Source organism: Dictyoglomus turgidum DSM 6724 (assembly GCF_000021645.1).
GTDB classification, from domain to species: domain Bacteria; phylum Dictyoglomota; class Dictyoglomia; order Dictyoglomales; family Dictyoglomaceae; genus Dictyoglomus; species Dictyoglomus turgidum.
This window is the reverse complement of record NC_011661.1, coordinates 1043050-1068587: the sequence shown is the minus strand read 5'-3', so window position 1 is coordinate 1068587 and position 25538 is coordinate 1043050. Positions and strand designations below refer to the sequence as shown.

Genomic DNA, 25538 nt, shown 5'->3' with positions numbered 1-25538 from the left:
TTTAAAAGTATAAGAACAAAACTTTTAAAAAGTCAAGTATAATATCTAAATGGAGGTGAAAAAATGGATTATTTAATAAGAGGAATCTCAATGGACAAAAGAATTGTAGCATATGTAGCAAGAACAACTGATCTTGTGGAACAAGCAAGAAAAATCCATAAAGCTTCTCCTACAGCTATTGCAGCCCTTGGCAGAACCCTTACCCTTGCTGCAATCATGGGAAAAATGCTTAAAAAAGACGAGGAAAGAATAAGTTTACAGATAACTGGAAATGGTCCTTTGGGAAATATTTTTGCAGAAGCAGATCCTAAAGGAAACGTAAGAGGGTTTATCAAAAGAGCATATATTGATTTACCGCCAACTCCTGATGGAAAATTAGATGTGCCATCAGCTGTTGGTAAAGATGGAACTCTTAGTGTAATAAGAGATTTAGGTTTAAAAGAGCCTTATAGAGGAGTTGTACCTCTTATTTCTGGGGGTATAGCCAAGGATTTAGCTTATTATTTTACCTATTCAGAGCAATTGCCTTCGGCAGTAGCTGCTGGAGTATACGTAAACAAAGATGGCAGAGTAATTTCTGCAGGAGGATATATTGTTCAAATAATAGAAAATGCTGATAATGATATGGTTGATATTCTGGAAAGTAATATTAAAAATCTTGATCCTCCAAGCAAAATGATTCTTGAAGGTAAAACCCCTGAGGAAATAATGAGTAAAATTTTCAAAGATATTGACTATGAACAATTCTCAAGGGAGTACTTAAAATATTCCTGTAGATGTAATAGAGAGAGGGCAGAAAATACTCTTATAGCATTGGGGATTAAAGAATTAGAAGAACTAATTGAAAAGGAAAAATCTATTGAGGTTAAGTGTGAATTCTGTGGTAAAATTTATATTTTTAACAAAAATAATATAGAAGAAATAATAAACCAACTAAAAAACAAAACATAAGGGAGCCCATGATTAGGCTCCCCCTTTAATAACCTCTTCTAAAGGTACATATGGGAGATCAAAAGCCTTTGCTACTTCTTCATGAGTTATCTTTCCATATGCTATATTAACTCCCCTTGATAAACTTCTATTCTCCATTACTGCTCTTTTCCATCCTTTATCCGCAATTTCTATCACATAAGGCAAGGTATTTAAAGTCAAAGCTCTTGTAGAAGTTCTTGGTACAGCACCAGGCATATTTGCTACGGTATAATGTATTACTCCTTCCTCCTCATATATGGGATCTCTGTGAGTGGTAGGACGAGAAGTCTCCGCACAACCACCCTGATCTATAGCCACATCCACAAGTACCGAACCCTTTTTCATGTTTTTAAGAAGCTCTCTTGTAATAATCTTAGGGGCCTTTGCACCTGGAACCAAAACTGCTCCAATAACAAGATCAGCATATTCAATAGCCATTCTTACATTGTATTCGTCAGCAAACATAGTTATAACTTTACCCTGAAAGTAATCATCAATAAATCGTAATTTCCTGGGATTTATATCAAGAACTGTAACTGAAGCACCCATTCCATAAGCAATTCTTGCTGAATTAAATCCTACATTTCCAGCTCCAATTATCACCACATTTGCTGGAGGAACTCCAGGAACTCCTCCAAGTAAAATTCCTCTTCCTCCAAAGGTTTTTTCTAAATACTTAGCACCCTCTTGAGGAGCCATCCTCCCAGCTATTTCACTCATGGGAGCTAAAAGAGGTAAAAAACCATCGTCAGTTTGAACAGTCTCATAAGCTATACCAATAATTTTTCTTTTTAAAAGGTTCATAGTTAAATCTTGTGACGCTGCAAGATGCAAGTAAGTAAAAAGAATTTTGCCTTCAGAAAGAAGATTGTACTCTTCAGGTAATGGCTCCTTAACTTTCAATATGAGTTCTGCCTCATAAAAAACATCTTCATGTCTTTCCACAATCACAGCTCCGGCTTTAGCAAATTCCTCGTCTGAAAAACCACTTCCAAATCCTGCTCCTTTTTCTATAAGAACTTTATGCCCTCTTTTAACTAAAGTCTCCACTCCTCCAGGAACAATAGCTACCCTATTCTCTTCAGGTTTAATTTCCTTAGGAATTCCAATTATCATAATTTAACTCCCCCTTGAGTATAAATAATAATAAACTCCAATTAAGGTTTTAGAGTCTTCAAACCTATTTTCAAAAAGATACCTTTTAACCTCTTCTTTATTTAAAGTTATAACCTCTAAAAACTCGTCTTCGTCAGGGTTATTCTTTGTTTTTCTTAAGTTGGTTGCCTCAAAAAGATATAAAATCTCATTGCTTATTCCTGGAGATGGATAAAAGGTATGAATAAGCCTTAAATTTCCAGGAACATAACCTATCTCCTCTTCCAATTCCCGATAAGCACATTCCTCAGGATTTTCTCCTTGATCTAATTTTCCAGCCGGAATCTCAAGAAGAATTTTTTTTGCTGGTAAGCGATATTGCTTCACAAAAAATAAAGATCCATCTTCTAAAATTGGCAAAATTGCCACAGCTCCAGGATGATGCACTACTTCTCTCTTAGTCTCTTTCCCGTTTATAAGTACAACTCTGTACTCCTTAACTGTAATTATCCTTCCTTTATATTTTTCACTCTCTTCTATTATTTTTTCTTCCAATTCAATTTTCACCTCCTCTATCATTTAAAGCTCCTCTACTCTTAAGTTCTGATGCTTTAACTAATAATTCCTTTGCATGCTGTTGACTAACATCAGAAACTATACTTCCGCCAAGCATCCTTGAAAGTTCAAGAATTCTTGATTTATCCTCAAGCATGGAAACTCTAATTCGAGTCTGATCATTCACTACCTTTTTTTCTACATGGAAATGATAATCTGCCCAAGCAGCTATCTGAGGCAGATGGGTCACACAGAAAATTTGTCTCTTTTTTGATATATTCCACAACTTTTGTGCAAGAAGATAAGCAGTCTCTCCCCCTATTCCAGCATCAATTTCATCAAAAACAAGCACAGGAGTGTTATCCACCTCATTCAAAATAGTCTTCAAAGCCAACATGACCCTGGATAATTCTCCTCCAGATGCTACGTGCCTTAATGGCTTAAATAACTCTCCAGGATTGGAAGACAACATAAACTCTATCACTTCCCTACCTTTTTCACTTATTTTTACTCCATTTATATTCAATCCCGAAGACGGCTCCATAAATTCAACAGCAAATTTTGCATGTTCCATTCCAAGCTCGGAAAGCTCTTCTTCCACTCTCTTAACAAAATCTTCTACCATATTCCTTCTCATCTCAGAGAGTTTTTCGCTTTCATAGAGAAGTTTCTCTTCAACAGCACTTATTTCAGCTTCAATATTTTCCAATCGCGCCTCCATATTAGAGAGCATATCAAGTTCTTCTTTTGCTTTTTCTTTATAATTCAATATCTCCTCAATATTTTTCCCATATTTTCTCTTGAGTTGTGAGATTCGATATAGTCTCTCTTCAATTTCCTCAATTGTGGATGGCTCAAAACTCATACTATCTTTATATCTAATGAGATTGTCCACCGCCTCTCCAAGGTAAACCTTTGCATTTTCAAGTAGACTAACAATATTTCCCACATTTTCATCCATAGAGGAAAGAGATCTAATAATATCTAAACCTTCTCCTAATTGTTCAAAAGCTGACATCCCCTCTGGATTTTCATATAAAAACTTAATAGCTTCTTCTATGCCTACTCTTACTTTTTCGTAATTTTGCAATTTCTGTCTTTCCTCTAATAATTCTTCTTCTTCACCTATTCTTAAATTTGCTTTCTCAATTTCCTCTATCTGAAAAGATAAAAGATCAATCCTTTGTTGTCTTTCTTTTTCCTTACCATATATCTCGTCCCTTTCAGAATAGAGATTTCTCAGCTTCAGAAATAACTCCTTCACCTTATTCTTTTGATCTAATAATTCTTCTCCACCAAGCCTATCAAAAACCTCAAGTTGAAAATCCCTATGAAGTATTTTCTGATGTTCATGTTGTCCATGAATTTCAACAATATTTGAAAGAAGTCTTTCCAACATTCCTACTGTAACAAGTTCACCATTAACTCTACATTTGCTTCTTCCACTCTTATTTAGCTCTCTAGAAACTAAAAGAGTACCATCTTTTTCTTTTGGAATTTCCCATTCATCAAGTAATCTTTCTACCTCTTCATTCATGGTAAACATGGCTTCAACTACACTCCTATTACTTCCTGACCTAATAATATCCGTCGAGGCTCTCTCTCCTAAAAGAAAAGCAAGAGCATCTACCAAAAGAGATTTTCCAGCACCTGTCTCACCCGTTATAACATTCAGACCATCATGAAAATCCAAGGTAATCTCATCTATGATTGCAAAATCTTTTACTCTTAACGCTAATAACATTCTTCTCTACCTCCAATGTAGTTTCTTTTTAAGTCTATTTACAAAATCCCATCCAGGCAGGAAAATTAATCTTCCATAAAAATCTGCTTTACTAATGGTAATTTCATTCTTATTACTTACAATATCAATTTCCTTACCATCAATCCATATCTCAACTTGGGTTGACTTCCTCTGAAATTTTACTTGTATATTAATATTATTCAGATCTAAAACCAACGGCCTTGAAGATAAAGAATGAGCACATATAGGAATCACCTCTGTAACTTCTAACTCAGGGAAAATAATTGCACCACCAGCCGAAAGAGCATAAGCGGTAGATCCTGCTGAAGTGGCTACAATTACTCCATCCGCCGGGGGAGTTAATATGGAACCATTGTTAAAGATAAAATTTATAGAAATTAGAGGGGTATTTTCTGATTTTAAAAAAACCACCTCATTGAATGCATAAAATACATTTTGATCAATAGTAAGCTTTATCACTGGATGCTTTTCAATAAAAAAATTCCCCTTTTCTATGGAATCAAGAAGTACATCAATATCCTTAAACTCCACAGTAGTCAAGAATCCGAGTCTTCCTGTATTAATACCGACTACAGGTATGTTATATATGGAAAGCTTTTGAAGAGTATAAAGAACAGTTCCATCTCCTCCAATTGCTACTCCAAGATCCACATTAGACCCCTCTGGAATAACCTCTATTCCTCTTCTTTCAGCCCAATCCTTTAATATATCTATTCCCTTTTTTGCCTCTCTTTTTTTGGGATTATAAAAAACTCCTATTTTTTGGAGCTTAATTTCCAATTTGAAAATGCCTCCTGAACTACTTTTTCTATCTCAACTTCTTCTATTTCTCGCTCTGGTTTTAAAGTAAATAATGAGGGATACTCAATATTTCCTTTACCTTCTTTGCTCAAATAATAAGTTAATTTTTGCATGTAAAAACCTTGCTCTTTTAAAGTTTCTTTAATATTCTCTAATATTTTTATATGTACGTCAATATTTTTTACTATTCCTCCTCTGCTTACTTCCTTAGGAGAGGCTTCAAATTGAGGTTTTATTAGGGGTATAATTATACTTTCACCATGCAAAAAACTTTTTATAGATGGAAATATCTTTAAAACAGATATGAAAGAAACATCAATAGTCACAATATCCACCTTTTCTGGAATATCGCCTTCTTTCAAATACCTCGCATTTATCCCTTCTTTCAATATTACTCTTGAATCTCTTCTCAATTTCTCATGAAGTTGTCCTTTTCCTACATCGACAGCATATACCCTTAAAGCTCCCTCTTGAAGAAGACAATCCGTAAATCCCCCCGTGCTTGCTCCTATATCTACTGCAATCTTTCCTTTGACATCAACTTCAAAAGTATCAATTGCTTTCTTTAATTTAAAACCGCCCTTACTAACATAGGGTATATTCTCTTTTATTTCAATCAGAGAGTCGATAGGAATTTTTAAATCAGGTTTAATTACAACGTTACCATTTACTTTCACTATGCCAGCTATAACAGCAGCTCTCGCCTTTTCCCTACTCTCAAAAAAGCCCCTTTTTACTAATAATACATCTAATCTTTCCTTTTCCTTCAAGCCTTACACCTTAATATCTTCCAAAACACTTATGATTTTTTCAGCTATTTTGTATTCATTAAGGCCATATATGTCTCTTAAGAGTTGTACATTTCCTTGCTCAATAAATTTATCAGGAAGTCCAATAGGAATAACTTTTTTATTAATTTTTAAGATGTTAATTAGTTCTGCTATAGCCCCAAAAAGTCCTCCTGTAATCACATTTTCTTCAACAGTTATTATAGTATTATGAGATAAAATTAGCTCCTCTAAAGTTAATATGTCTAAGGGCTTTAGAAATCTAACATTAACTACCGTAGGATAAATACCTTCTGATCTCAAAATATTCCCAGCTTCAACAGCAGGATAAACCATTGAACCAATAGCAAGAATCAATACATCCCTTCCTTGTTTCACTATTTCACTTTTTCCAATTTCAATTTTTTCAAATCTATTTTTTAATTCAACTCCTACTCCTTTACCTTTGGGATACCTTATAGCAAAGGGTCCGGGATAATTGATTGCAGTATACAAGAGATCTCTAAGTTCTGATTCATCTTTTGGAGCAGCGATAACCATATTAGGAATTAAACGCAAATATGAGAGATCAAAAATCCCCTGATGAGTGGGACCATCATCGCTTACTATACCTGCCCTATCCAAAACAAATGTTATAGGTAACTTTTGTAGACATACATCGTGTATTATTTGATCAAAAGATCTTTGTAGGAAAGTTGAATATATAGCAACTACAGGTTTTAAGCCGTTTTTTGCAAGACCTGCTGCAAAAGTTACTGCGTGTTGTTCTGCAATTCCTACATCAAAAAACCTTTCAGGAAACCTTTGTGCAAAATAAGAGAGTCCTGTCCCTTCAGGCATAGCAGCTGTTATTGCCACAACCTCAGGATACATTCCTCCAAGCTCTACTAAAGCTTTACCAAACACTTCCGTATAAGTTGGTACCTTTTTCTCTTTTTCAGATTTCGAGCCTATACTATGAAATTTAGATGGAGTTGCCTCTGCATCTTTATGTCCAATACCCTTCTTAGTGGTAACATGGATCAACACAGGACAAGACAAATTATCCTTTATTCCCTTAAAAACTGAGATGAGTAAAGGAATATCATGTCCATCAAAGGGACCAAAATATTTAAATCCTAAATATTCAAACATAGGATTCTCAAGAAGCAAACTTTTTAAGCTCCTCTCTAACTTTAAATCAAAAGCCAATAAACCTTTTCCTATGGATGAATTTTTTAATAAGTTTTGAGTCGTCTGTTTAAAAAATCTATATAGGGGATGTTTACGAAGCTTTGCTAAATATAAAGCCATAGCCCCCACATTAGGAGATATAGAATGCTCATTATCATTTAAAATCACAATAAGATCAGTATTTAAATAACCAATTTGGTTCAACGCCTCTAATGCCATACCTGATGTCAATGCTCCATCTCCTATTACAGCCACAACTTTATATTTTTCTCCCTTTAAATCTCTTGCCTTTGCAAAACCCAAAGCAGCAGAAAGAGATGTGCCCGCATGCCCCACAGCAAAATGGTCATATTCACTTTCCCAAGGAGCAATGTATCCACTAATTCCTCCATATTGACGTAGAGTATGAAAATCTTTTGCTCTTCCTGTTATTAATTTATGAGTATAGGCTTGATGTCCTACATCCCATATAATTTTATCCTTAGGAGCATCAAAGACATAATGAAGTGCTAAGGTTAGTTCTACTGTACCCAAATTGGATGCTAAATGTCCACCATTATTTTCTACAGTATTTATAATAATTTCTCTTATTTCAGAGGAAAGCTTTTTTAATTCCTCTATAGAGAGTTTTTTAAGATCCTTTGGAGACTCAATTTTCTGAAGTAACATCCACAAAACCCTCTTTTAATTTTTTTACCTCATCCCAATTTCTAACAATGTTTCTCAAAATGCCATTTATAAATCTTCCTGCTTCTGGACTCACATATTTTTTAGCAAGTTCCACCGCCTCATTCACAGTTACTCCCTGAGGAATGTCAGAAAAAGTAAACATCTCCGCAATTGCCATTCTCAAAATGTTCTTTTCAATGGTTCCAATTCTCTCAAGCTTCCAATTTTTACTGAATTTACTAATTATTTCATCAGCCAAATCTTTATAGTAAAGAGCACCATCGTACAACTTATATGCAAAAACCTGCCCCTGAGGAGAAAAATCACTGAAATCTACTTCAATCTCCTGTCCCAAGTCTTTTTGAAAAAGAAATTCTAAAACTTTTTCACGACACCTTGTTCTTTCCTTACTCATTCCTTATTCCCTTCCTATATAAAATATTTCTTTTATCTTCTCAATAACCTCTAAAATAAAGTTCTTATCAATTGCCAGTCCTACCAAATACCCAACTAAAAAACAGAAAACAAGAAAAAGAGTCTTCCAAAATCCAATTAAAAGAATCAAAATTCCAATAATCAGAAATACAAAAGAAAAGATTATTCTATATCTATACTCTCTTAAGTTTGGAATTTTGAAATTCATCCTATTTACCCTTCTTTGCAGGCACTACATCTTCAATAATTATATTAATATTTTCAAGATTTAAAGTTAAGACATTTTCAAAATAAACCTTCACCCTATGCTGCAACTCATTCACCACTCTTGTTATATCACTACCAGAGGGAACTTTTATTCTCAAAGTTAATATAATCTTTCCCCTTAGATTTTCTATCTCGGGTCTAATTTCCTGAATCTCAGAAAAATATGCAGCAATCTCTCTTATAGCATTTTTAATACCATTTAGAGATATACTTATCTCTCCAAGCCCTGAGGTATTCCCCAAACTAATAGTGGTTTTTTCTCTAAATAAAAGATAGAAAAAGCTCATGCTGAAAGACACAACAAATAAAACAATTAAGAAAATTAAGACAAAAAGAAATCCTTGATGAGATGCCCAACCTAAAAAGCTCAAAGCAGGAGACCATTTTAATAAGGCAAGGATAAGAATGACATATATTAAAGCAGAAATAAAGAGAAGTAAAAAAGTTGTTATTCTTTCAGACTTATTTATTCTCATTTAACCTTTTCCTCCTCACGCTTTTTACCTAAAATTACCCCTTTAATTATGACATTAACTTCACGAACATTCAGTCCTGTCATACTTTCAACAACTTCCTTAACATGAGTTTGAATATCTCTTGCTACGTCAGGAAAAAATACATTTTGTTTAACATAGACAGGAATCTTTATATAAACGTCTTTGTCTATCAATTCTACTTTTAATCCCCTACCTATAGGTATTCCCGAAACAAGTTTTACAAAAGACGCTATACTTTCCCCAACTTGAGCAACTCCCTCAATTTCTTGAGCTGCTATCCCTGCAATAATTGCAATTACTTCCTTTGAGATATTAACAGAACCATAAGATAATTCTTCTTTCATAATATTCACCTATACTATTTTATCAAATTTAATCTTCAACTAAAATCCTCCTTGCAAGGAAATTAGTAGAATAATCACCTTTAATAAAAGAGCTGTTTTCTAAAATCTTAAGATGAAGTGGTATAGTAGTTTTAAGTCCTCTCACAATAAACTCATTCAAGGCTCGTCTCATTCTTATTATAGCCTCTTCTCTATCCTTACCCCATGTGATAACCTTAGCAAGTAAAGAATCATAAAAGGGTACCATCTCATACCCTTCATAAATATGAGTATCTATCCTCACAAAAGGACCACCCGGTGGTATATATTTTTCAATTTTTCCTATGGAAGGTGAGAAATTATTATCGGGATCTTCTGCATTAATTCTACACTCGATAGCATGCCCTCTTAAGGTTACATCCTTCAAATCAAGCTTTTCTCCAGCAGCAATCAAAATCTGCCATTTTACAAGATCAATACCAGTCACCATCTCAGTAACAGTATGCTCTACTTGAATTCTGGTATTCACTTCCATAAAGTAGAACTTTCCATCCTTGTCTAATAAAAACTCAAAAGTTCCAGGTCCCACATAACCCACTTTATAGGCTCCCCTTATAGCAGCTCTACTCATAGCTTCTCTTATTCTATTATTGACCACAGGAGACGGAGATTCTTCAATTAGTTTTTGATATCTTCTTTGAATTGTACAGTCTCTTTCGCCCAAAGAGATAATATTTCCATACTGATCTCCTAAAATCTGAATCTCTACATGTCTTGGCTCTTCAATAAATTTCTCTATGTAAACTCCAGGATTTCCAAAGTTCTTCTCTGCCTCCATTTTAGCAAGTCGAATATTTTTCACAAGCTCTTCAGGACTATAGGATACTCTCATTCCTTTCCCGCCGCCGCCTGCGGTAGCCTTGATTAAAACAGGAAAGCCTATTTCTTTTGCAACCTTTAAAGCTTGTTTTTCATCTTCAATTAGCCCCTCAGATCCAGGGAGTAGAGGAACTCCTGCTTCCTTCATTAGCTTTTTGGCTCTGGCTTTGTCTCCTAAGTTTTCTATTACTTCTTTTTTAGGTCCTATAAAAACTATACCATGATCCTGACATATCTCAGCAAATCTTGCAGATTCTGCTAAAAACCCATATCCAGGATGTATAGCTTCTGCATTAGTCACCAAAGCTGCACTTATTATATTAGGTATATTTAAATAACTTTGAGATGCTGGTGGGGGGCCAATACATATTGCTTCATCAGCCATATATACATGAAGAGATTCTTTATCTGCTTCAGAATAGATCGCAACTGTTTTTATTCCCAATTCTCTGCAAGCTCTTATTACTCTTACCGCAATTTCGCCACGATTAGCAATAAGTATTTTCTTAAACATTGCTTTCGGTTTCTATTAAAAATAGTTTTTGCCCAAATTCTACTGCTTGACCATTTTCTACCAATACCTTTTTTACTCTTCCCCTTACATGACTCTTAATCTCATTCATTAATTTCATTGCTTCTATTATACATACTGTCTGTCCTGGTTCAACAAGATCTCCTTCTTCTACAAAAGGAGGCGCTCCAGGAGCTGGAGACCTATAAAAGACTCCTACAAGAGGAGCTGTAATATATACTCCTTCTTCCTCTCTGGTAGAGATTCCCTTTGTTTCTTGCTCTTTTTTGATTTCTTGATCTGAAATTATATTTACTACATTATCTCCTCTTTTCAATATTAATTTATTTTCCCCATTTTCTATTATTAACTCTGATAGGTTACTCTTTGAGAACAGATTTATAATCTCTTTTAAATCTTCTAAATTCCATTCTCTCATATTACTATGCCCTCTCCACATATTTAGCATATCTGGTATCTACAACAACCTTATCGCCTATCTGTATGAATAAAGGAACTTGAATTACAAGACCCGTTTCAAGTTTTGCAGGTTTAGATCCGCCCGAGACTGTATCTCCTCTCAAACCTGGATCTGTTTCCACAACTTCTAAAACCACAGTAGTTGGTAATTCGATTCCAATAGGATTTCCTTCGTAAAATAACACACTAACTGTATTCCCTTCTTTTAAATATTTTATGGCATCTCCTAATTGCTCTTCTGTAAGAATATATTGCTCGAAACTCTCATTATCAATGAAATAATATTCATCACCCTGTTTATATAAGTATTCTGCCTCTCTCTTATTGATGAAAGCTTGAGGGACATATTCATCAGATTTAAAAGTTTTCCTTATTACGTTGCCTGTTTTTAGATTTTTAAGCTTCACTCTAACCGTTGCTTGTCCTTGAGCCATATGAACATGTTGATATTCAAGAACTATATATATTTCTCCTTCTAATTCAATAGTTAATCCAGGATAAAAATCATTTACAGAAATCATCTATCTTTTTACCTCCTTTACTTTAAATAATTATTAAATCGTTAGTAAGTTTATTTAATATTTTTGAGCAATGGCTATCTACTACTACCATATCCTCCACCCTTATACCAAATTTTCCAGGTATATAAATTCCTGGTTCCACCGTAATAACCATTCCTTTTTTAAGAACCGTTTCACTCTTCGGAGAGACTCTTGGCAACTCATGAATCTCAAGTCCAACACCATGACCCAAACCATGTCCAAAATAATTTCCAAAACCATTCTCCTGAATTATATCACGAGCAACCTTATCTACAAAATTACATTGAATACCTTCTTCAATAACCTCTTCTGCTTTCTTTTGAGCTTCTAAAACTATATTGTAAATTAAAATTTCTTCTTCACCAGGATTACCAAAGTAAATAGTACGAGTAATATCAGAATGATAGCCTTCATAAACCGCCCCAAAATCAAAAACTATAAATTCATTACCCATAAGCTTTTTATTGCTCGCTTTTCCATGTGGTAAAGCCCCTCTTTCACCTGAAGCCACTATAGTATCAAAAGCAGGTCTCTCACTTCCTAATTTAGCCATTTGATATTCCAACTCAATAGCAATATCTTTTTCCGTTATTCCCACCTTTATTAAAGGTAGTATTTTTTCAAAAGCTTGTTCTGCTATCATTAATGCTTTCTTTATTTTTTCTATCTCATCTTCTGTTTTAACCATACGTAATTCTTCAACCCAATGGCTTAAAGGAATTAATTCAATATTTTGAAGGAGCTCCCTTAATTTTACCCAAGTACTATAAACCACATTTGAGCTTTCAAATCCAATTTTTTTTAAACCATCTTTATTCTCCAATTCCTTCAGAAAAGTAAATAAGTTAAGGTCTCCATCTACTAATATTGGTTTGACTTTTCTAACTTCGTGATTTACTTGTTCCCAGTATCTTGAGTCTACTAATATATACCCCCCCTCCTTGAGAACAAGCAAATCTGCTGTAGATCCAGTAAAACCAGTGAGATATCTAATATTTATTATATTGCTTATCCATATAGCATCTATATCTTCTTTCTTTAATCTCTCCTGGATTTTCTCTATCATAGCTCTTATTGCTCAATAAGTTTTGGTGTAATTAGTATAATAAGCTCTCTTTCCACTTTCTGAGTCTTTCTTGCCTTAAACAGTTCTCCTAGTATAGGTATATCTCCAAGAAGTGGTACTTTTGACATACTATCTATTTCCTCTTGTCTCAACAAACCTCCAAGAGCAAGAGTTTCACCATTTTTTAGATTGACAATTGTCTGAGCCTCACGAGTAGAAATTATAGGCACATCACTTACATAGCCTTGAATTGTACTAACCTGAGGATTTATATTAGCTGTTATGGTTCCATCAGCATTTACTGTAGGAGTGACATTTAAGATGATACCTACATCCACAAAACTTACTTGTCTATTACCTTGAGCATCATAGGAGATTAATGGAACTCTATCACCAATCATGATCCTTGTAGCCTTACCACTTAAAGTAGTCATACTGGGTTGAGCAAGTATTCTAGCTTTATTTTGAGTTTCTAATGCCCTAATGTTAGCACTAATTTGTCCTGGATTCACAATACTTACCCTGAGATCCTGCCACCCCAGGTTAGCTGTAATTTGTAATCCAGTAGAAATACTACCTGTACTCCACTCTATACCAATATCCTTAACATTTTCTCTTGATACTTCAATTACCTGTACATCAATTTTTACTTGAGGAGTAGGCTTATCAAGCTTCGCTATCATACTTTCTACAGAGGAAACTTGATCTGCTGGCCCTTGTACCAACAAAAGACCTGAAGTTTGATCATAATAGAAGCTTACATCCTTTGCTATTCCTGATACTACAGATTTTAAAGTATCCAAGGATATATACTTTAGCTTGTATTCTTTTGTAACAGTAGGAGTGCCCTCTTTTGCTGTAGTTACAGTTGTATTTAAGGGTTTGACAAAGGTTGCGGAACCAACTTTCTCAAAGGAAATATTAGTGATTCTACTTAATATCTCAAGAGTCTCAGGAAGTTCCACCCTATTTAGATAGAGATCGATCTGCCCTGTCACCTTCTGATCTATTACAAAGTTTATATCTGCCTTCTTCCCAAGTTCCCTCAATACTTCCCTTATATCTGCACTCCTTAAATCACAACTCACATATACCTTATCCCCTTCCCTCTCTACTGTAAGCAGCTCCTTCGCAACTACCGCTTCCTTCTTCTCTACATCTATCCTACTTATTAGGTCATCCAATACCTTCAAGTCATCTTCCTTACCTTGCGCAATTAGCAGCTTAGTCTTATCATCATAGCTCAAACTTAAGTTCTTTACTAAACTCCCTCCTACCCTCTCTATATCAGATAAGGTAATGTATTTTAATGCATATATCTTGGTCTTTGCTACCTCTACAGGTACTGTTACCTTCTCTTCATATGGCTTCACATAAGTCACTTTATCTTCAGTAGTTATGCTTAACTTCCCTACCTTTTGAATTATGTTCAATACCTCAGGAAGTTCCACCCTATTTAGATAGAGATCAATCTGCCCTGTCACCTTCTGATCTATTACAAAGTTTATATCTGCCTTCTTCCCAAGTTCCCTCAATACTTCCCTTATATCTGCACTCCTTAAATCACAACTCACATATACCTTATCCCCTTCCCTCTCTACTGTAAGTAGCTCCTTCGCAACTACCGCTTCCTTCTTCTCTACATCTATCCTACTTATTAGGTCATCCAATACCTTCAAGTCATCTTCCTTACCTTGCGCAATTAGCAGCTTAGTCTTATCATCATAGCTCAAACTTAAGTTCTTTACTAAACTCCCTCCTACCCTCTCTATATCAGATAAGGTAATGTATTTTAATGCATATATCTTGGTCTTTGCTACCTCTACAGGTACTGTTACCTTCTCTTCATATGGCTTCACATAAGTCACTTTATCTTCAGTAGTTATGCTTAACTTCCCTACCCTTTGAATTATGTTCAATACCTCAGGAAGTTCCACCCTATTTAGATAGAGATCAATCTGCCCTGTCACCTTCTGATCTATTACAAAGTTTATATCTGCCTTCTTCCCAAGTTCCCTCAATACTTCCCTTATATCTGCACTCCTTAAATCACAACTCACATATACCTTATCCCCTTCCCTCTCTACTGTAAGTAGCTCCTTCGCAACTACCGCTTCCTTCTTCTCTACATCTATCCTACTTATTAGGTCATCCAATACCTTCAAGTCATCTTCCTTACCTTGCGCAATTAGCAGCTTAGTCTTATCATCATAGCTCAAACTTAAGTTCTTTACTAAACTCCCCCCTACCCTCAAAATATCTTGGAGAGTTATATATCTCAACACATATAACTTAGTACTTATTATTTGAGGAACTGTTGCTGTCTGTACTTCCTTAGGTTTTATATAATAAGTCTTGCCAACTTTTTCCATATCAAAATTAGCAAGTCTCTGAATTATGGTCAAAACCTCATCAAGAGGTACTTTATTAACAAACAGATCTACTGTACCAGAAACCTTAGGATCTATAATAAAATTCAAATCTGTTTTACTTGCAATTTCCTGCAAAACATCTCTAATATCTGACTTCTTAAGACTTGCAGTAACATAAAATACATCCCCAATTTTTTCAACCTTAACAAGCTCTTTAATCTCAATTATAGGTGAAGGAACTCCCTCAGCCTTAGGAGCACTCACCAATATTACTCCTCCCTCTCTAACCTCATAAATATATCCAGTACTCCTTACTATCAAATCGACAGCCCTATCAAGAGGAACTCTGTTAAGGGTTAAATAAACCCCTCCCGAGACATCTTTTGAAAAGATAATATTCTTACCGGACTTTTGAACTATTTCTTGAAGAATATCTTTTATATCGTCGCCCTTTGCAGTTAAAGTCACAAGATAGGTATCTTCACTTTTTTCTAATATAACTTTTCCTAAATTTTTAGCTCCTGCTATACTTTCTGACGGGATATCCAAGGTTTTAATTGTATTCTCTATTTTTGCAAATTCTGACGGTGGAGCAGAAACTATAAGCCAATTTCTTGAATCGTCAGAATCAAAGATCGCAGTCTTAGAGATTTTACTTAAAATGTCTTTCGCTTTTTGACTTTCAAAATACTTCAATTGATAAACTTTTGTCATCAAATCTCTACTTTCTATTTTTTGTAGCTTATCAAGATTAGCTACAATGATTATCTCACCTTGCTGAATATACCCTAAATCTGAGGAAGCGAGTAAGGCATAAAAAGCATCTTTAAAAGGAATATCTTTAAGGTAAACACTTATCCTTCCCTGTACTCCTATATCGGTAATAATATTCAATCCTACAAGTTGTCCCATTGCTTTTAATACATCCCTTATCTCTGCCCTATCAAAAGAGACTGATATCCTCTGTTGAAATTTATCCTTTACCTCTACGGGTTTACTTACTGTCTCCTGGGGCTTCTCTATAGGTTTTTCTTCCATGGTAGTAGTTTTAACCTCTGTTACCTTTGGCGCCTCTTCGGTTTTAGGTATTTCTGCTACTACCTTTTGAGAAGCAGGCACTACTTTCGCCAATACCTCAGAAGTCCCAATGTATAATTTATTTTGATAATCTTTAACTAACAATTGAGGATAGGATGTTTTTAAGTCTACTACTATTCTTGTAACATAAGGTTTAATAGTAAACTGAGAGACTCTGACATCAAGAATTGGACTTGAATTTACAGAAATACTTTTTGTTGCCACTTTATTTATTGTGTTATTAACATCAATGACAAGTCTTAAAGGATTTTTAAGCAAAGATACTTTATATTCAGGCACATTATCAGAAAAATTCAAAATAATTAAATTTGGCCTATAATTTTTATCAATATTTACACTTAATAGATTTACTTCGGCTGTTTTAGTGCTCGGTTCAGTAGAGGATATGGCTGAAACGGTGGATGTTGAAGGATTTAATACCAATTTTAAAGTTCCTAACCCTGAATTATAGACATAAGTAGGTATAATACCTACGAAATTTATATTGGCAACGGCATTACTCCCACTTTGAACGAGTTCAATATTAGTAAGAAAAGCCTTATTTATATCTATAGATTTAGAGGGCATCTTAATATTTGTATTAAAAAAAGTAATAACTAATTTATTGTCTTTCTGTTGTATATCAAATTTAGGAGCCGAACTTGCAGGAGAAAAATAAAATCCAATGTTGAAACTTGCACCTACTTCATCTACTTGTACTCCTACTAAGCTAAGATTTCCTGTTTGAGCATATAATAGTGTAAAAAGAAAAACTAAAATAACACAATAAAAAACCAAGTCCTTTCCCTTTTTAAATATCAAATCATTCACCTCCCAATTTTAATGTGGCGTAAGCATTACCCCTCTTTAAAATCACCGAATTATCATTAATTTTAGAAACATAAATGTCACTTCTTAAAAGATCTCCTTCCCTCAATACATATCCTCTCTCTCCCTCTTCAATAATAGCATAACTTCGATCTCTCCCCCTTACAATTCCCGTTAACTTAAAACCACTGTACCATGTTTTAATTGGTTCTGAAGACACCTTAGGAGTCACAGAAATATTAACACTGCTGGAGGCAGCTGGTGAAGATTGAACCAGTGAGGGTTTTTTAGGAGTAAGATCAATAACAGGAATAAATGGATTACTCCTACCGAGCTCTACTGTTGAATAAGTAAATACTACTGCAGTTTGTTGGGTTAATGTCTCAAGCACTTGAGCTAAAGTATAAGTTTCCTGAGTAGTTCTCACTCGCTTAGGAGTTGTCACCACAGTTTCTTCCGATGGTGGTAATATATAATTGGTGATGACGTAATATCCTCCAATAAGACCAACTAAAACAAGAAGAATAACTAAAAACATCATTCTTTGTTTTGGATTATTAAACAAACTTTTTAAATCCATTTTTCTTTCCCACCTATTTAGTTATAAAAGTTGAAAGAATAAAAGAAAATTTCAACTCTTTTGCACTTACATCCACAGGATCTATCTTTAGATCTTTCATAAGAATCAATCTCGGTGCAGTTTTTAATTTTGCCAAGAATAATAGAAACCCACCATAATTTCCCTGAAGATCAAGACTATAAGATCTCTCCTCATAAGTTGATTTTTGCTCTTGTTGAGGTTGTTTTCCCTGTTGTTGAGTTGTAGTTTCCTGTTTAGTCGCAGGAGGTAATGGTTTAAAGCTATTAATAGAGAGCTTAGAATTCTTAGCTATGGATTCAATAAAAGCTAAAAGAGTTGGCAAATCTTCTTTAGTAGGAAGTTTTTGTTGAATTTCGGCAAATCTTTGGAGAGAATCTTTAAATTTCTCCCACTCCTCTAAACTTTTCTTATAACTAAGTTGGTATTTTAAAAGCATTTGTCTGTTAGTTTCAATGCTCTCTGTAAGAGCCACTTTTTCATTCTCTAAAGCTTTGTAGAAAACAAAATAGAAACCAATTGCGATTATAAAGATTATAATACCAATTATAACCCATTTGTTTATACTTATCTTCATTGCTCACCCCTCTTATATTGAGCCACAATTCTAAAATTTATAGAAACCAAAGGTGGTTCTCCTACTTTTTGAGCAAAACCCAAAGAAACATTTTTCACAAGATCACTCTTATCAAGTTGATCCAAAAATATAGCGATCTCTTTATAATTTAGTGCGAAGCCTTCAATATTAATATTATCAGAGGAATCTAAATTAAAGCTCTTAACCCATAAATTTTTAGGAGTTATCCTATTCAAAGTTTCAAAAAGATCAAGCCAAGATATTTCTCTTTTGGATATCTCATCTACAAGCCTCAACTTTTCCTCATACTGGGTCTTTATACTCTGCAACCTTTGAAGCTCATTGATCTTAGATTTAAGATCATTAATTTGAAACTCCAAGGACGTATTTTCATTTCTCAAATTAGTAACCTCTGAAGAAAGATTAAAATAGAGTATAACTTCTCCAAGAAGTAGAATTAAACCTACTACTGTAATTAATATGCCCAGAAAAGGTAATCTTATAGGCTCTTTTTTCTTAACCTCTTTTGGCAGTAAATTGATCCTAAACATGGTTCATAACCTCTCCCAGAAGAATAATCCGATGGGAACAACCCAGGAGTAAATATCACCTAAAAACTCTTTATCCTGCTTTTTTAAATTCAACACTAATAAGTCATTTATATTAACCGAAGAACCTGGAGAAACTTCAGTATTAACATTGAGAATTGCCTCTAAAAGATCTATAAAGTCCTTATTTTTAGCATTACTCCCTGTAACTATGGCTTGATCTATGTGTTCTTCAGGAAATTGCATATAGAAGAAATTTACCGCCTCCTGTATCTTTCTAACAAAATCCTCAAGCATAAAAGACTTGGTCAAATCATCTACTTCTTCTTGTGGATTCCATTCCTCCATAACAGTGCTTCTGAAAAATAAAGGCTGATTCTCTTTTGCCACCACAAATTCTGCCACATTATCATGAGTATAAAGGTATATAGTATTTCCCTTAGGAATGTCTTTTCTATTCATAATCACTGTTCTCACCGCTGAAAAAACACTAACATCTACTAAATCAGGATCAAGATTCAGTTTTTTAACCACATCAAGATAAGGACTTAAAACTTCCTTAGGAACCGCCACAAGCATCACTCTACTTTCTTTTATATCTCCTCTCTCTACCAAAGATACAACCTGTATATCATAATTTATATCCTCAGGTGAAAGAGGAACATATCTTTCAAGCTCCCACTTTATTGACTCCCTAAGTTCTTCTTCAGGCATGTAAGGAAAATTAAAGAACCTCACAATTACATTTTGGGCTGGTATGGATATTAAAGTTTTTCCCGATTTTAATTTAAACCTCTTTAAAATACTCTTGAGCACTTCTAAAAGATAATCTGAATTGTTTAATTGACCACCTTGAATAATTTCTGGTGGAAGAGTTTCTAATGCAAAATTTTTAATTACAACCTTCTTATCTTTCCTCTTCCCCCCAAAAATGACCCTTAACGGATTACCAAATTCAATACTTAGAATTGGAACCTCAGAAGAAAATAAACTCATCCCCATTTTTCCTTTCTTTCAACCTCTCCCTGATTGGATTTTATTTTAATACAAACTTAAAAAAAATACAATACTCTATCTTTCTTGCCAAGCAAGAATTTTTAACTTAGTTTTTACAGCTTTTACAATGTTCGTTATACTATGAGTTTTAAATATGTTTTCAATATATTGTTTATTATGTCTTACAGTACTGTTTCCTCCTATACTTACGTCCTCACCTATACTGGTTCCCTCAATTATGGGATCACCATAAATAGATAAATCTTGCACTGCAGTGTCTACTTCAGCTGCATATAAAATGCCTCTTATCTTATTTCCTGTTCCCGTAATCTTAACATCACCTTTTACTATAACCATCCCTTGAAATTCCACATTTCCTGCCATTTTAGCAGAGCCTTCTATATATATTACAAGAGACCAGGTAAGCCACGTTTTTGTAGCTGAATTATACCAGTTGGGATTAGATTTGGCATAACTTACAATATTACCTATGTCTATGTTATTGCCAGACCTATATAATCCTTGAGACTGAGAAATGCTTTTAAGATAACTATCATTTAAAACAGGCATAGTTAGAGTACTGTCATTAGCTATAACATCTTTTCCAAGAATTGGAGAATAAGTACCATTAATCAAAGGAGGGTTTCTTAAATCCACAGGACCATTGGAATATATAGCAGTATCAAAAGAACCATCAGGGAGTCTTTCACCTTCAATTACTGCAGATTTTCCAGAAAAACTAACAGATTTCCCTGCATAAACCGCAAATTTAAAAGGGTCTAAAGAGATATCTGTATTATTTCCATATATCTCTATACTTCTTACAACCCTTGGATTAGCAATTGAAGGAATATATCCGATACTTACAATCTTATATATGGGAAAACTAACAATAATACCTCCTGAGGACATATTAGAAAGAGAATAGGTTACATTAACAGAATATTCACCTAAGGATATACTATTTAAATTTATATTTTCCTTTTTATTACCTCCATAAGTATATGTTAAAGTATAAGATAAAAGATTACTCTGACCTGATTTTCTTAAAGACAACTCAAGGAAAGCTAAATCAGGATTATTATTGATAAAATATATAGCTTGCTGAAGCCCTGATTGGGCAAGATAGAAAGCTTGATTACTCTCTACTGTTCTTTTAGTTATGGCGTATTCGGAGGGCATAAGTTGTATAATAATCATCCCAAGTAAAAACACAAAAAGGACAATCAGCACAGCAAAAATTAATTGTCCCTTCTCTTTATTTAACATAATAGACACTCCTTACTGGTAAGAAAATATTAAAGGTCAAAGTATAGTCTGGTATATTGTTCTTATCCCCATCAAATTTTAAAACTATTTCAATTAATTCTGCATTTTGGGGAGATACCAATCGTCTTGCTGAATTATAATAATAAAAAATGGGAGTCAAAATTTTAAAATCGCTTTCCGTCAAAGGGTTATTACCTACCCATAAACTCCCCTGTTTTACCTGTCTTCTTAAAATCCCATTAGAATCTACATAATATTTAACTGTAGACAAAGTTGAACTTATAGGGTTTGTTGAAAAGTCATAATAGGTGTAACTAAAAATCAAATTACTTCCATCCGAAGCACTATCAATTAGAGAAGCTTTTTTTACTTCTCTTATCATTCTTTCAGCCACAAGCCTTGCATTTCTCTGATATTGAACTTTTTTATTGATAAACTGATATCCTAAAGAACCAGTAATAAGAAAATTAACTACCAATGCTATTACTATTAGCACTATAGAAATACTTATTAAAAGCTCAACTAAGGTATAACCTTTTCTCATAATTTCGCCTTAAATAACTCAATACTCAAATTTTTATTTTCTTTTCCTTCCCTCCAAGAGTTGATTATTCTAATATATTTCCCCCAGTTAATATTGTCTAATAAAGTATACGTTATAGTATAATTTACATTTCCATAGTTTACAATTTTAGGATAATTAGATGAAAGAAAATTATCCAATGTGGTATATGTTTGGGCTAAAACTATTTCCACTTCCTTTGTTAATATATAATTCGCCATCATTAAATTATCTACCTTAGGCGCATTATAAAAAGTAACAGAATACATTTGAAGTATGCCTATGATACTTATTAAAAGTAATACACCCACTACAAGAGCCTCTAATAAACTAAATCCCCTTTCAGTCCCAACTTTTTGGCATTTCATTACTTACATATATCCTCCCTGTTGCAGGAGTTACTATAATGTATTTTCTCACACTTTTATATGAAATTGCAATAGTTCCTCCAGAAGAAGGAATGCCTAACTTGTTAAAGTAAACATAATTGTTAGTACCAAAAACTGCCGATGTTAAATCTATATTTTCCTGTGATAAATCAATTTTTTTTATAACTTTATACATGTTTTTAACTCTATCAAAAGTTTTTACTAAAATTAAATCAGAGAATGGGTAAAAACAAACTAAATCAGGATAATCTTCCTCTTTTGTAAAAGCACCACCCCTGACCTCAACAAGACATTGCATTATCTCATAAGACTTTTGTAGCATTTTTCTCTCATCAATTATGGCAAGGCTAAAATTCAAAGTAATAGTTGCAATAATACCCAAAATTACAAAAGTCAGAAGCAACTCAATTAGAGTAAAGCCTCTATTATACATTATACATTTAAAAAAGAGAAAGATATAGGTTAATTAATGTTTTACCAAAGAATAGTGATATTAATGCTCCAATTATTAGGAAGGGACCAAAGGGAATGGCTGTTTTTAAATCTTTACCTTTTATCAATATTATCAGTAGAGAGAATAAACCACCTATAAAATAACTCAGAAATAAAGAAAGAAGGGATAATTTTATTCCAAGAAAACTTCCCAGCATAAAACCGAGTTTTATGTCACCTTGTCCCATACCTTCCTCTTTTAATATCAACAAGGCTATCACATAAATCAGTAAGAGAATTCCACCAAAAATTAAACTTCCTAAAATACCTTGAGCTAACCTTCCTTCAAACAAAGAAATAATTAATCCTACTCCTGTTCCAGGAATAGTAATCACATCAGGTATTAACATATGTTCGAGATCAATGAAAAAAACAGGAAGAAGCATAGAAAACAAAATAAGAAGTTTTAAAGTAGAAAAAGAAAACCCATATAGCCAGAATACTAATGCATAAAAAATAGCAGTAAGAAATTCTACTATGGGATATCTTGACGAAATCTTTGCTCCACAGTACCTACACTTACCTTTAAGGATAATATAGCTTAATATAGGAATAAGATCTTTTGCAGACAACTTATGTCCACAAAAGGGACAATGAGAAGGAGGAAAAACTATAGACTCTCTTCGAGGAAGCCTATATATCACTACATTAAGAAAACTTCCCACAGCACTTCCAAGAAGGAAAAACCAAAAAGTTAACAATATCTTTATCATTAGTCAAAACCCCCGCTAAATACTTTTTTGCTTCTTATCTCTTCAAGAAGTTTGGTTACCACATAAGCTAGGTCAAACATTCCCAAGTCCTTATTATGCACCCTTACACTTACCTTATTTTCCTCCTTTTCTTTATCCCCCACAATAAATATGTATGGTACTTTTTCAGCTATAGCTTTTCTTAATTTGTAATTCAACTTAGCCTGATCTTTATCAATTTCTGCCCTTATATCATTATTTCTTAGATTACGTAATACATATTCGGCATATTCATTATGTCTCTCAGATATAGGAAGTATCCTTACTTGCTCTGGAGCAAGCCATAAAGGAAATCTTCCGCCATAATGCTCAACAAGAATACCTATAAATCTTTCATAAGACCCAAGTATAGCTCTATGAATCATAACAGGCCTTCTTTTTGTTCCATCAGGGGCATCATATGTGAGATCAAACCTCTCAGGTAAATTAAAATCTACCTGTATAGTAGGTCCTTGCCACATCTTCCCAAGAAGTCCTTTTAATCCTACATCAATCTTTGGACCATAAAAAGCACCTTCTCCTTCGGCAATTCTATATTCAATACCAGTACTTTCTAAAGCATTCTTTAAAGCTTGAGTCGCTTTTTCCCAAATCTCATCTGAGCCTATATACTTTTCAGGTTTCGTAGAGAGGGTTACCACATACTCTTTTAAACCAAAACTATCTAACATATAGAATACAAAATCTAAAACCCCCTTTATTTCATCTTCTAACTGCTCTTGAGTACAAAATATATGAGCATCATCTTGAGTAAAACCTCTAGCTCTTTCAAGACCATAAAGTACTCCTGATCTTTCATACCTATAAACCGTACCCATCTCAAAAAATCTTAATGGTAAATCTCTATAGCTTCTCACCTTGGAATTGTAAATCAAAATATGCCCAGGACAATTCATAGGTTTTACCGCATAATCCTTATCCTCCACCTGTAAGAAAAACATGTTCTCTCGGTAATTATCCCAATGTCCAGATCTTTTCCATAACTCTGCCTGCATTAAATGAGGAGTTATTACTGGAAAATAGCCTCTTTTTAAATGCTCTTTTCTTTCAAACTCCTCAATTATAAGTCTTAACATAGCCCCTTTAGGAGGATAAAATATCAATCCTGGACCTGCCTCTTCAAAAGTGTTAAATATCTCAAGTTCCCTCCCTAATTTTCTGTGATCTCTTCTTTGAGCCTCCTCTCTTTCCTCTAAATATTTTTTTAACTCCTCTTCTGAGGGAAAAGAGGTTCCATATATTCTTTGAAACATAGGATTTTTCTCATCACCTCTCCAATAAGCACCAGAAACACTTAACAGTTTAAAAGCTTTTACCCAACTTGTGGATGGTAAATGAGGTCCTCTACAAAGATCCATAAAACTACCTTGTTTATAAAAGGATATTTTTTCTCCCTCTGGTATCTCTTCAAGAAGTTCTAATTTAAAATCCTCTTTCAAATCCCTTAGAATCTTTATAGCCTCTTCCCTGGTAACTTCAATTCTTTCAATAGGTAAATTGCGATTTATTATCTCCTTCATTTTATTTTCAATCTTTTCAAGATCTTCTTGAGAAAAAGGTTCCTTTCTGTAAAAATCATAGTAAAACCCATCCTCAATTGCAGGACCAATTCCAAGTTTTACCTCAGGAAATAACTCTTTTACAGCATGCGCAAGAATGTGGGCAGATGTATGCCTATATATGTTTCTTCCTTCTTCATTCTCCCAATCAAGGAGTTCTACTAAACTCCCATCTGGAGGATAGACATTTAAATCCGAAAAAACCCCATTAATTTTAGCCCCAAAAACTCTACCTTCAAGTCCCTCCTTTTTGATCACTTCCAAAAGGTTTCCTTCTTTTTCCCATACTTTATCTTTATATTGCATCTTCCAACCCATTTTTTATCTCCTCCCTTAGCTGATATTTTTAAAAAAATAAAAAAACTCCCGCCCAGTAAAGGACGGGAGTTCCCGCGGTTCCACCTTAATAAGTCCCCAAAGGGACTTTCTCTTGATCTATAACGGGATCAACCGCCAATGCTTACTCTTCCACTTAGGAATTTCAGCATGGAGCTCCAAGGTGGTGTTCACCTTTTCTCGACTTAGAAAGCCTCTCAGCCTTAGGCTTTCCTCTCTGGAAGTCAAGAAAAAGGCTACTCTCCTCTTCTTTGCCCTTAATTTATGGTGGGCGCGGGTGGGATTGAACCACCGACCCCTACCGCGTCAAGATAGTGCTCTCCCACTGAGCTACGCGCCCATGCCTTAGAGAATTATAATCTTAT

Annotated in this window: 26 protein-coding genes, 1 tRNA gene and 1 other annotated feature; of the genes, 1 reads left to right on the top strand and 26 read right to left on the bottom strand. The window is 34.1% G+C overall.

Annotated features, from left to right (window positions below; translation table 11 throughout):
* The first annotated feature begins 63 nt into the window (after positions 1-63).
* Positions 64-951 carry an Hsp33 family molecular chaperone HslO gene (gene hslO, locus DTUR_RS05355; RefSeq protein WP_012583413.1) on the top strand — a complete coding sequence of 296 codons (888 nt, stop codon included), beginning with the start codon at positions 64-66 and terminating at the stop codon, positions 949-951.
* Positions 952-963: 12 nt separating this feature from the next.
* Here hslO and ald read toward each other — a convergent pair whose 3' ends face one another.
* From ald to DTUR_RS05225, 26 genes are all read right to left on the bottom strand, one after another.
* The gene (gene ald / locus DTUR_RS05350) at positions 964-2088 is read right to left on the bottom strand and encodes an alanine dehydrogenase (RefSeq protein ID WP_012583412.1); all 1125 of its coding nucleotides are present in this window, start codon (positions 2086-2088) and stop codon (positions 964-966) included.
* Between the two features lie 3 nt (positions 2089-2091).
* Positions 2092-2622, bottom strand: coding sequence for an NUDIX hydrolase (locus DTUR_RS05345; RefSeq protein ID WP_164931010.1), 531 nt, complete (start codon positions 2620-2622; stop codon positions 2092-2094).
* A 1-nt stretch (position 2623) separates the two neighbouring features.
* Positions 2624-4366, bottom strand: a complete 1743-nt coding sequence (recN, locus tag DTUR_RS05340; protein WP_012583410.1) for a DNA repair protein RecN — start codon at positions 4364-4366, stop codon at positions 2624-2626.
* 6 nt (positions 4367-4372) lie between these two features.
* Positions 4373-5167, bottom strand: a complete 795-nt coding sequence (locus DTUR_RS05335; RefSeq protein ID WP_012583409.1) for an NAD(+)/NADH kinase — start codon at positions 5165-5167, stop codon at positions 4373-4375.
* Positions 5143-5958 (bottom strand): TlyA family rRNA (cytidine-2'-O)-methyltransferase, encoded by an 816-nt coding sequence (locus DTUR_RS05330; RefSeq protein WP_012583408.1) that lies wholly within the window; start codon positions 5956-5958, stop codon positions 5143-5145. Before DTUR_RS05330 ends, DTUR_RS05335 begins: the two co-directional genes overlap by 25 nt.
* Before the next feature lie 3 nt (positions 5959-5961).
* Positions 5962-7818: a 1-deoxy-D-xylulose-5-phosphate synthase gene (dxs, locus tag DTUR_RS05325; protein ID WP_012583407.1), complete on the bottom strand. Its 1857-nt coding sequence runs from the start codon at positions 7816-7818 to the stop codon at positions 5962-5964.
* Positions 7799-8233, bottom strand: coding sequence for a transcription antitermination factor NusB (gene nusB / locus DTUR_RS05320; RefSeq protein WP_012583406.1), 435 nt, complete (start codon positions 8231-8233; stop codon positions 7799-7801). Before nusB ends, dxs begins: the two co-directional genes overlap by 20 nt.
* A gap of 3 nt (positions 8234-8236) precedes the next feature.
* Positions 8237-8461 carry a DUF2273 domain-containing protein gene (locus tag DTUR_RS05315; RefSeq protein ID WP_012583405.1) on the bottom strand — a complete coding sequence of 75 codons (225 nt, stop codon included), beginning with the start codon at positions 8459-8461 and terminating at the stop codon, positions 8237-8239.
* 1 nt (position 8462) lies between these two features.
* Entirely contained in the window at positions 8463-8996 is a 534-nt protein-coding gene (locus DTUR_RS05310; RefSeq protein ID WP_012583404.1) for an alkaline shock response membrane anchor protein AmaP, read from the bottom strand.
* A complete protein-coding gene (locus tag DTUR_RS05305) occupies positions 8993-9361 on the bottom strand; it encodes an Asp23/Gls24 family envelope stress response protein (RefSeq protein WP_012583403.1) in 369 nt (122 codons plus the stop codon). Before DTUR_RS05305 ends, DTUR_RS05310 begins: the two co-directional genes overlap by 4 nt.
* Positions 9362-9389: 28 nt before the next feature.
* Entirely contained in the window at positions 9390-10733 is a 1344-nt protein-coding gene (gene accC, locus DTUR_RS05300; protein WP_012583402.1) for an acetyl-CoA carboxylase biotin carboxylase subunit, read from the bottom strand.
* Positions 10726-11169 (bottom strand): acetyl-CoA carboxylase biotin carboxyl carrier protein, encoded by a 444-nt coding sequence (accB, locus tag DTUR_RS05295; protein ID WP_012583401.1) that lies wholly within the window; start codon positions 11167-11169, stop codon positions 10726-10728. The genes accC and accB overlap by 8 nt, the downstream gene beginning before the upstream one ends.
* Positions 11170-11173: 4 nt before the next feature.
* Positions 11174-11731, bottom strand: coding sequence for an elongation factor P (gene efp, locus DTUR_RS05290; protein ID WP_012583400.1), 558 nt, complete (start codon positions 11729-11731; stop codon positions 11174-11176).
* 22 nt (positions 11732-11753) lie between these two features.
* Positions 11754-12818: a M24 family metallopeptidase gene (locus DTUR_RS05285; RefSeq protein ID WP_012583399.1), complete on the bottom strand. Its 1065-nt coding sequence runs from the start codon at positions 12816-12818 to the stop codon at positions 11754-11756.
* 5 nt (positions 12819-12823) lie between these two features.
* Positions 12824-17098, bottom strand: coding sequence for a secretin N-terminal domain-containing protein (locus tag DTUR_RS05280; RefSeq protein ID WP_423201563.1), 4275 nt, complete (start codon positions 17096-17098; stop codon positions 12824-12826).
* Positions 17091-17675: a hypothetical protein gene (locus DTUR_RS05275; protein ID WP_012583397.1), complete on the bottom strand. Its 585-nt coding sequence runs from the start codon at positions 17673-17675 to the stop codon at positions 17091-17093. Before DTUR_RS05275 ends, DTUR_RS05280 begins: the two co-directional genes overlap by 8 nt.
* 13 nt (positions 17676-17688) lie before the next feature.
* Positions 17689-18270 carry a type IV pilus inner membrane component PilO gene (locus tag DTUR_RS05270; protein ID WP_012583396.1) on the bottom strand — a complete coding sequence of 194 codons (582 nt, stop codon included), beginning with the start codon at positions 18268-18270 and terminating at the stop codon, positions 17689-17691.
* Positions 18267-18821, bottom strand: coding sequence for a PilN domain-containing protein (locus DTUR_RS05265; protein WP_012583395.1), 555 nt, complete (start codon positions 18819-18821; stop codon positions 18267-18269). The genes DTUR_RS05270 and DTUR_RS05265 overlap by 4 nt, the downstream gene beginning before the upstream one ends.
* A gap of 3 nt (positions 18822-18824) precedes the next feature.
* Positions 18825-19814 carry a type IV pilus biogenesis protein PilM gene (gene pilM / locus DTUR_RS05260; RefSeq protein ID WP_012583394.1) on the bottom strand — a complete coding sequence of 330 codons (990 nt, stop codon included), beginning with the start codon at positions 19812-19814 and terminating at the stop codon, positions 18825-18827.
* Positions 19815-19889: 75 nt separating this feature from the next.
* Positions 19890-21083, bottom strand: coding sequence for a hypothetical protein (locus tag DTUR_RS05255; protein WP_012583393.1), 1194 nt, complete (start codon positions 21081-21083; stop codon positions 19890-19892).
* A complete protein-coding gene (locus tag DTUR_RS05250) occupies positions 21073-21627 on the bottom strand; it encodes a prepilin-type N-terminal cleavage/methylation domain-containing protein (protein ID WP_012583392.1) in 555 nt (184 codons plus the stop codon). Before DTUR_RS05250 ends, DTUR_RS05255 begins: the two co-directional genes overlap by 11 nt.
* Positions 21624-22013 (bottom strand): hypothetical protein, encoded by a 390-nt coding sequence (locus DTUR_RS05245; RefSeq protein WP_012583391.1) that lies wholly within the window; start codon positions 22011-22013, stop codon positions 21624-21626. The genes DTUR_RS05250 and DTUR_RS05245 overlap by 4 nt, the downstream gene beginning before the upstream one ends.
* Positions 21988-22467, bottom strand: coding sequence for a type II secretion system protein (locus DTUR_RS05240; RefSeq protein ID WP_012583390.1), 480 nt, complete (start codon positions 22465-22467; stop codon positions 21988-21990). Before DTUR_RS05240 ends, DTUR_RS05245 begins: the two co-directional genes overlap by 26 nt.
* Positions 22468-22474: 7 nt before the next feature.
* Positions 22475-23239 carry a prepilin peptidase gene (locus DTUR_RS05235; RefSeq protein ID WP_012583389.1) on the bottom strand — a complete coding sequence of 255 codons (765 nt, stop codon included), beginning with the start codon at positions 23237-23239 and terminating at the stop codon, positions 22475-22477.
* Positions 23239-25155 carry a threonine--tRNA ligase gene (gene thrS / locus DTUR_RS05230; RefSeq protein WP_012583388.1) on the bottom strand — a complete coding sequence of 639 codons (1917 nt, stop codon included), beginning with the start codon at positions 25153-25155 and terminating at the stop codon, positions 23239-23241. Before thrS ends, DTUR_RS05235 begins: the two co-directional genes overlap by 1 nt.
* 55 nt (positions 25156-25210) lie before the next feature.
* Positions 25211-25434 (bottom strand) — a binding site (T-box leader).
* Between the two features lie 4 nt (positions 25435-25438).
* A tRNA-Val gene (locus DTUR_RS05225) sits at positions 25439-25513 on the bottom strand.
* Positions 25514-25538: the final 25 nt, after the last annotated feature.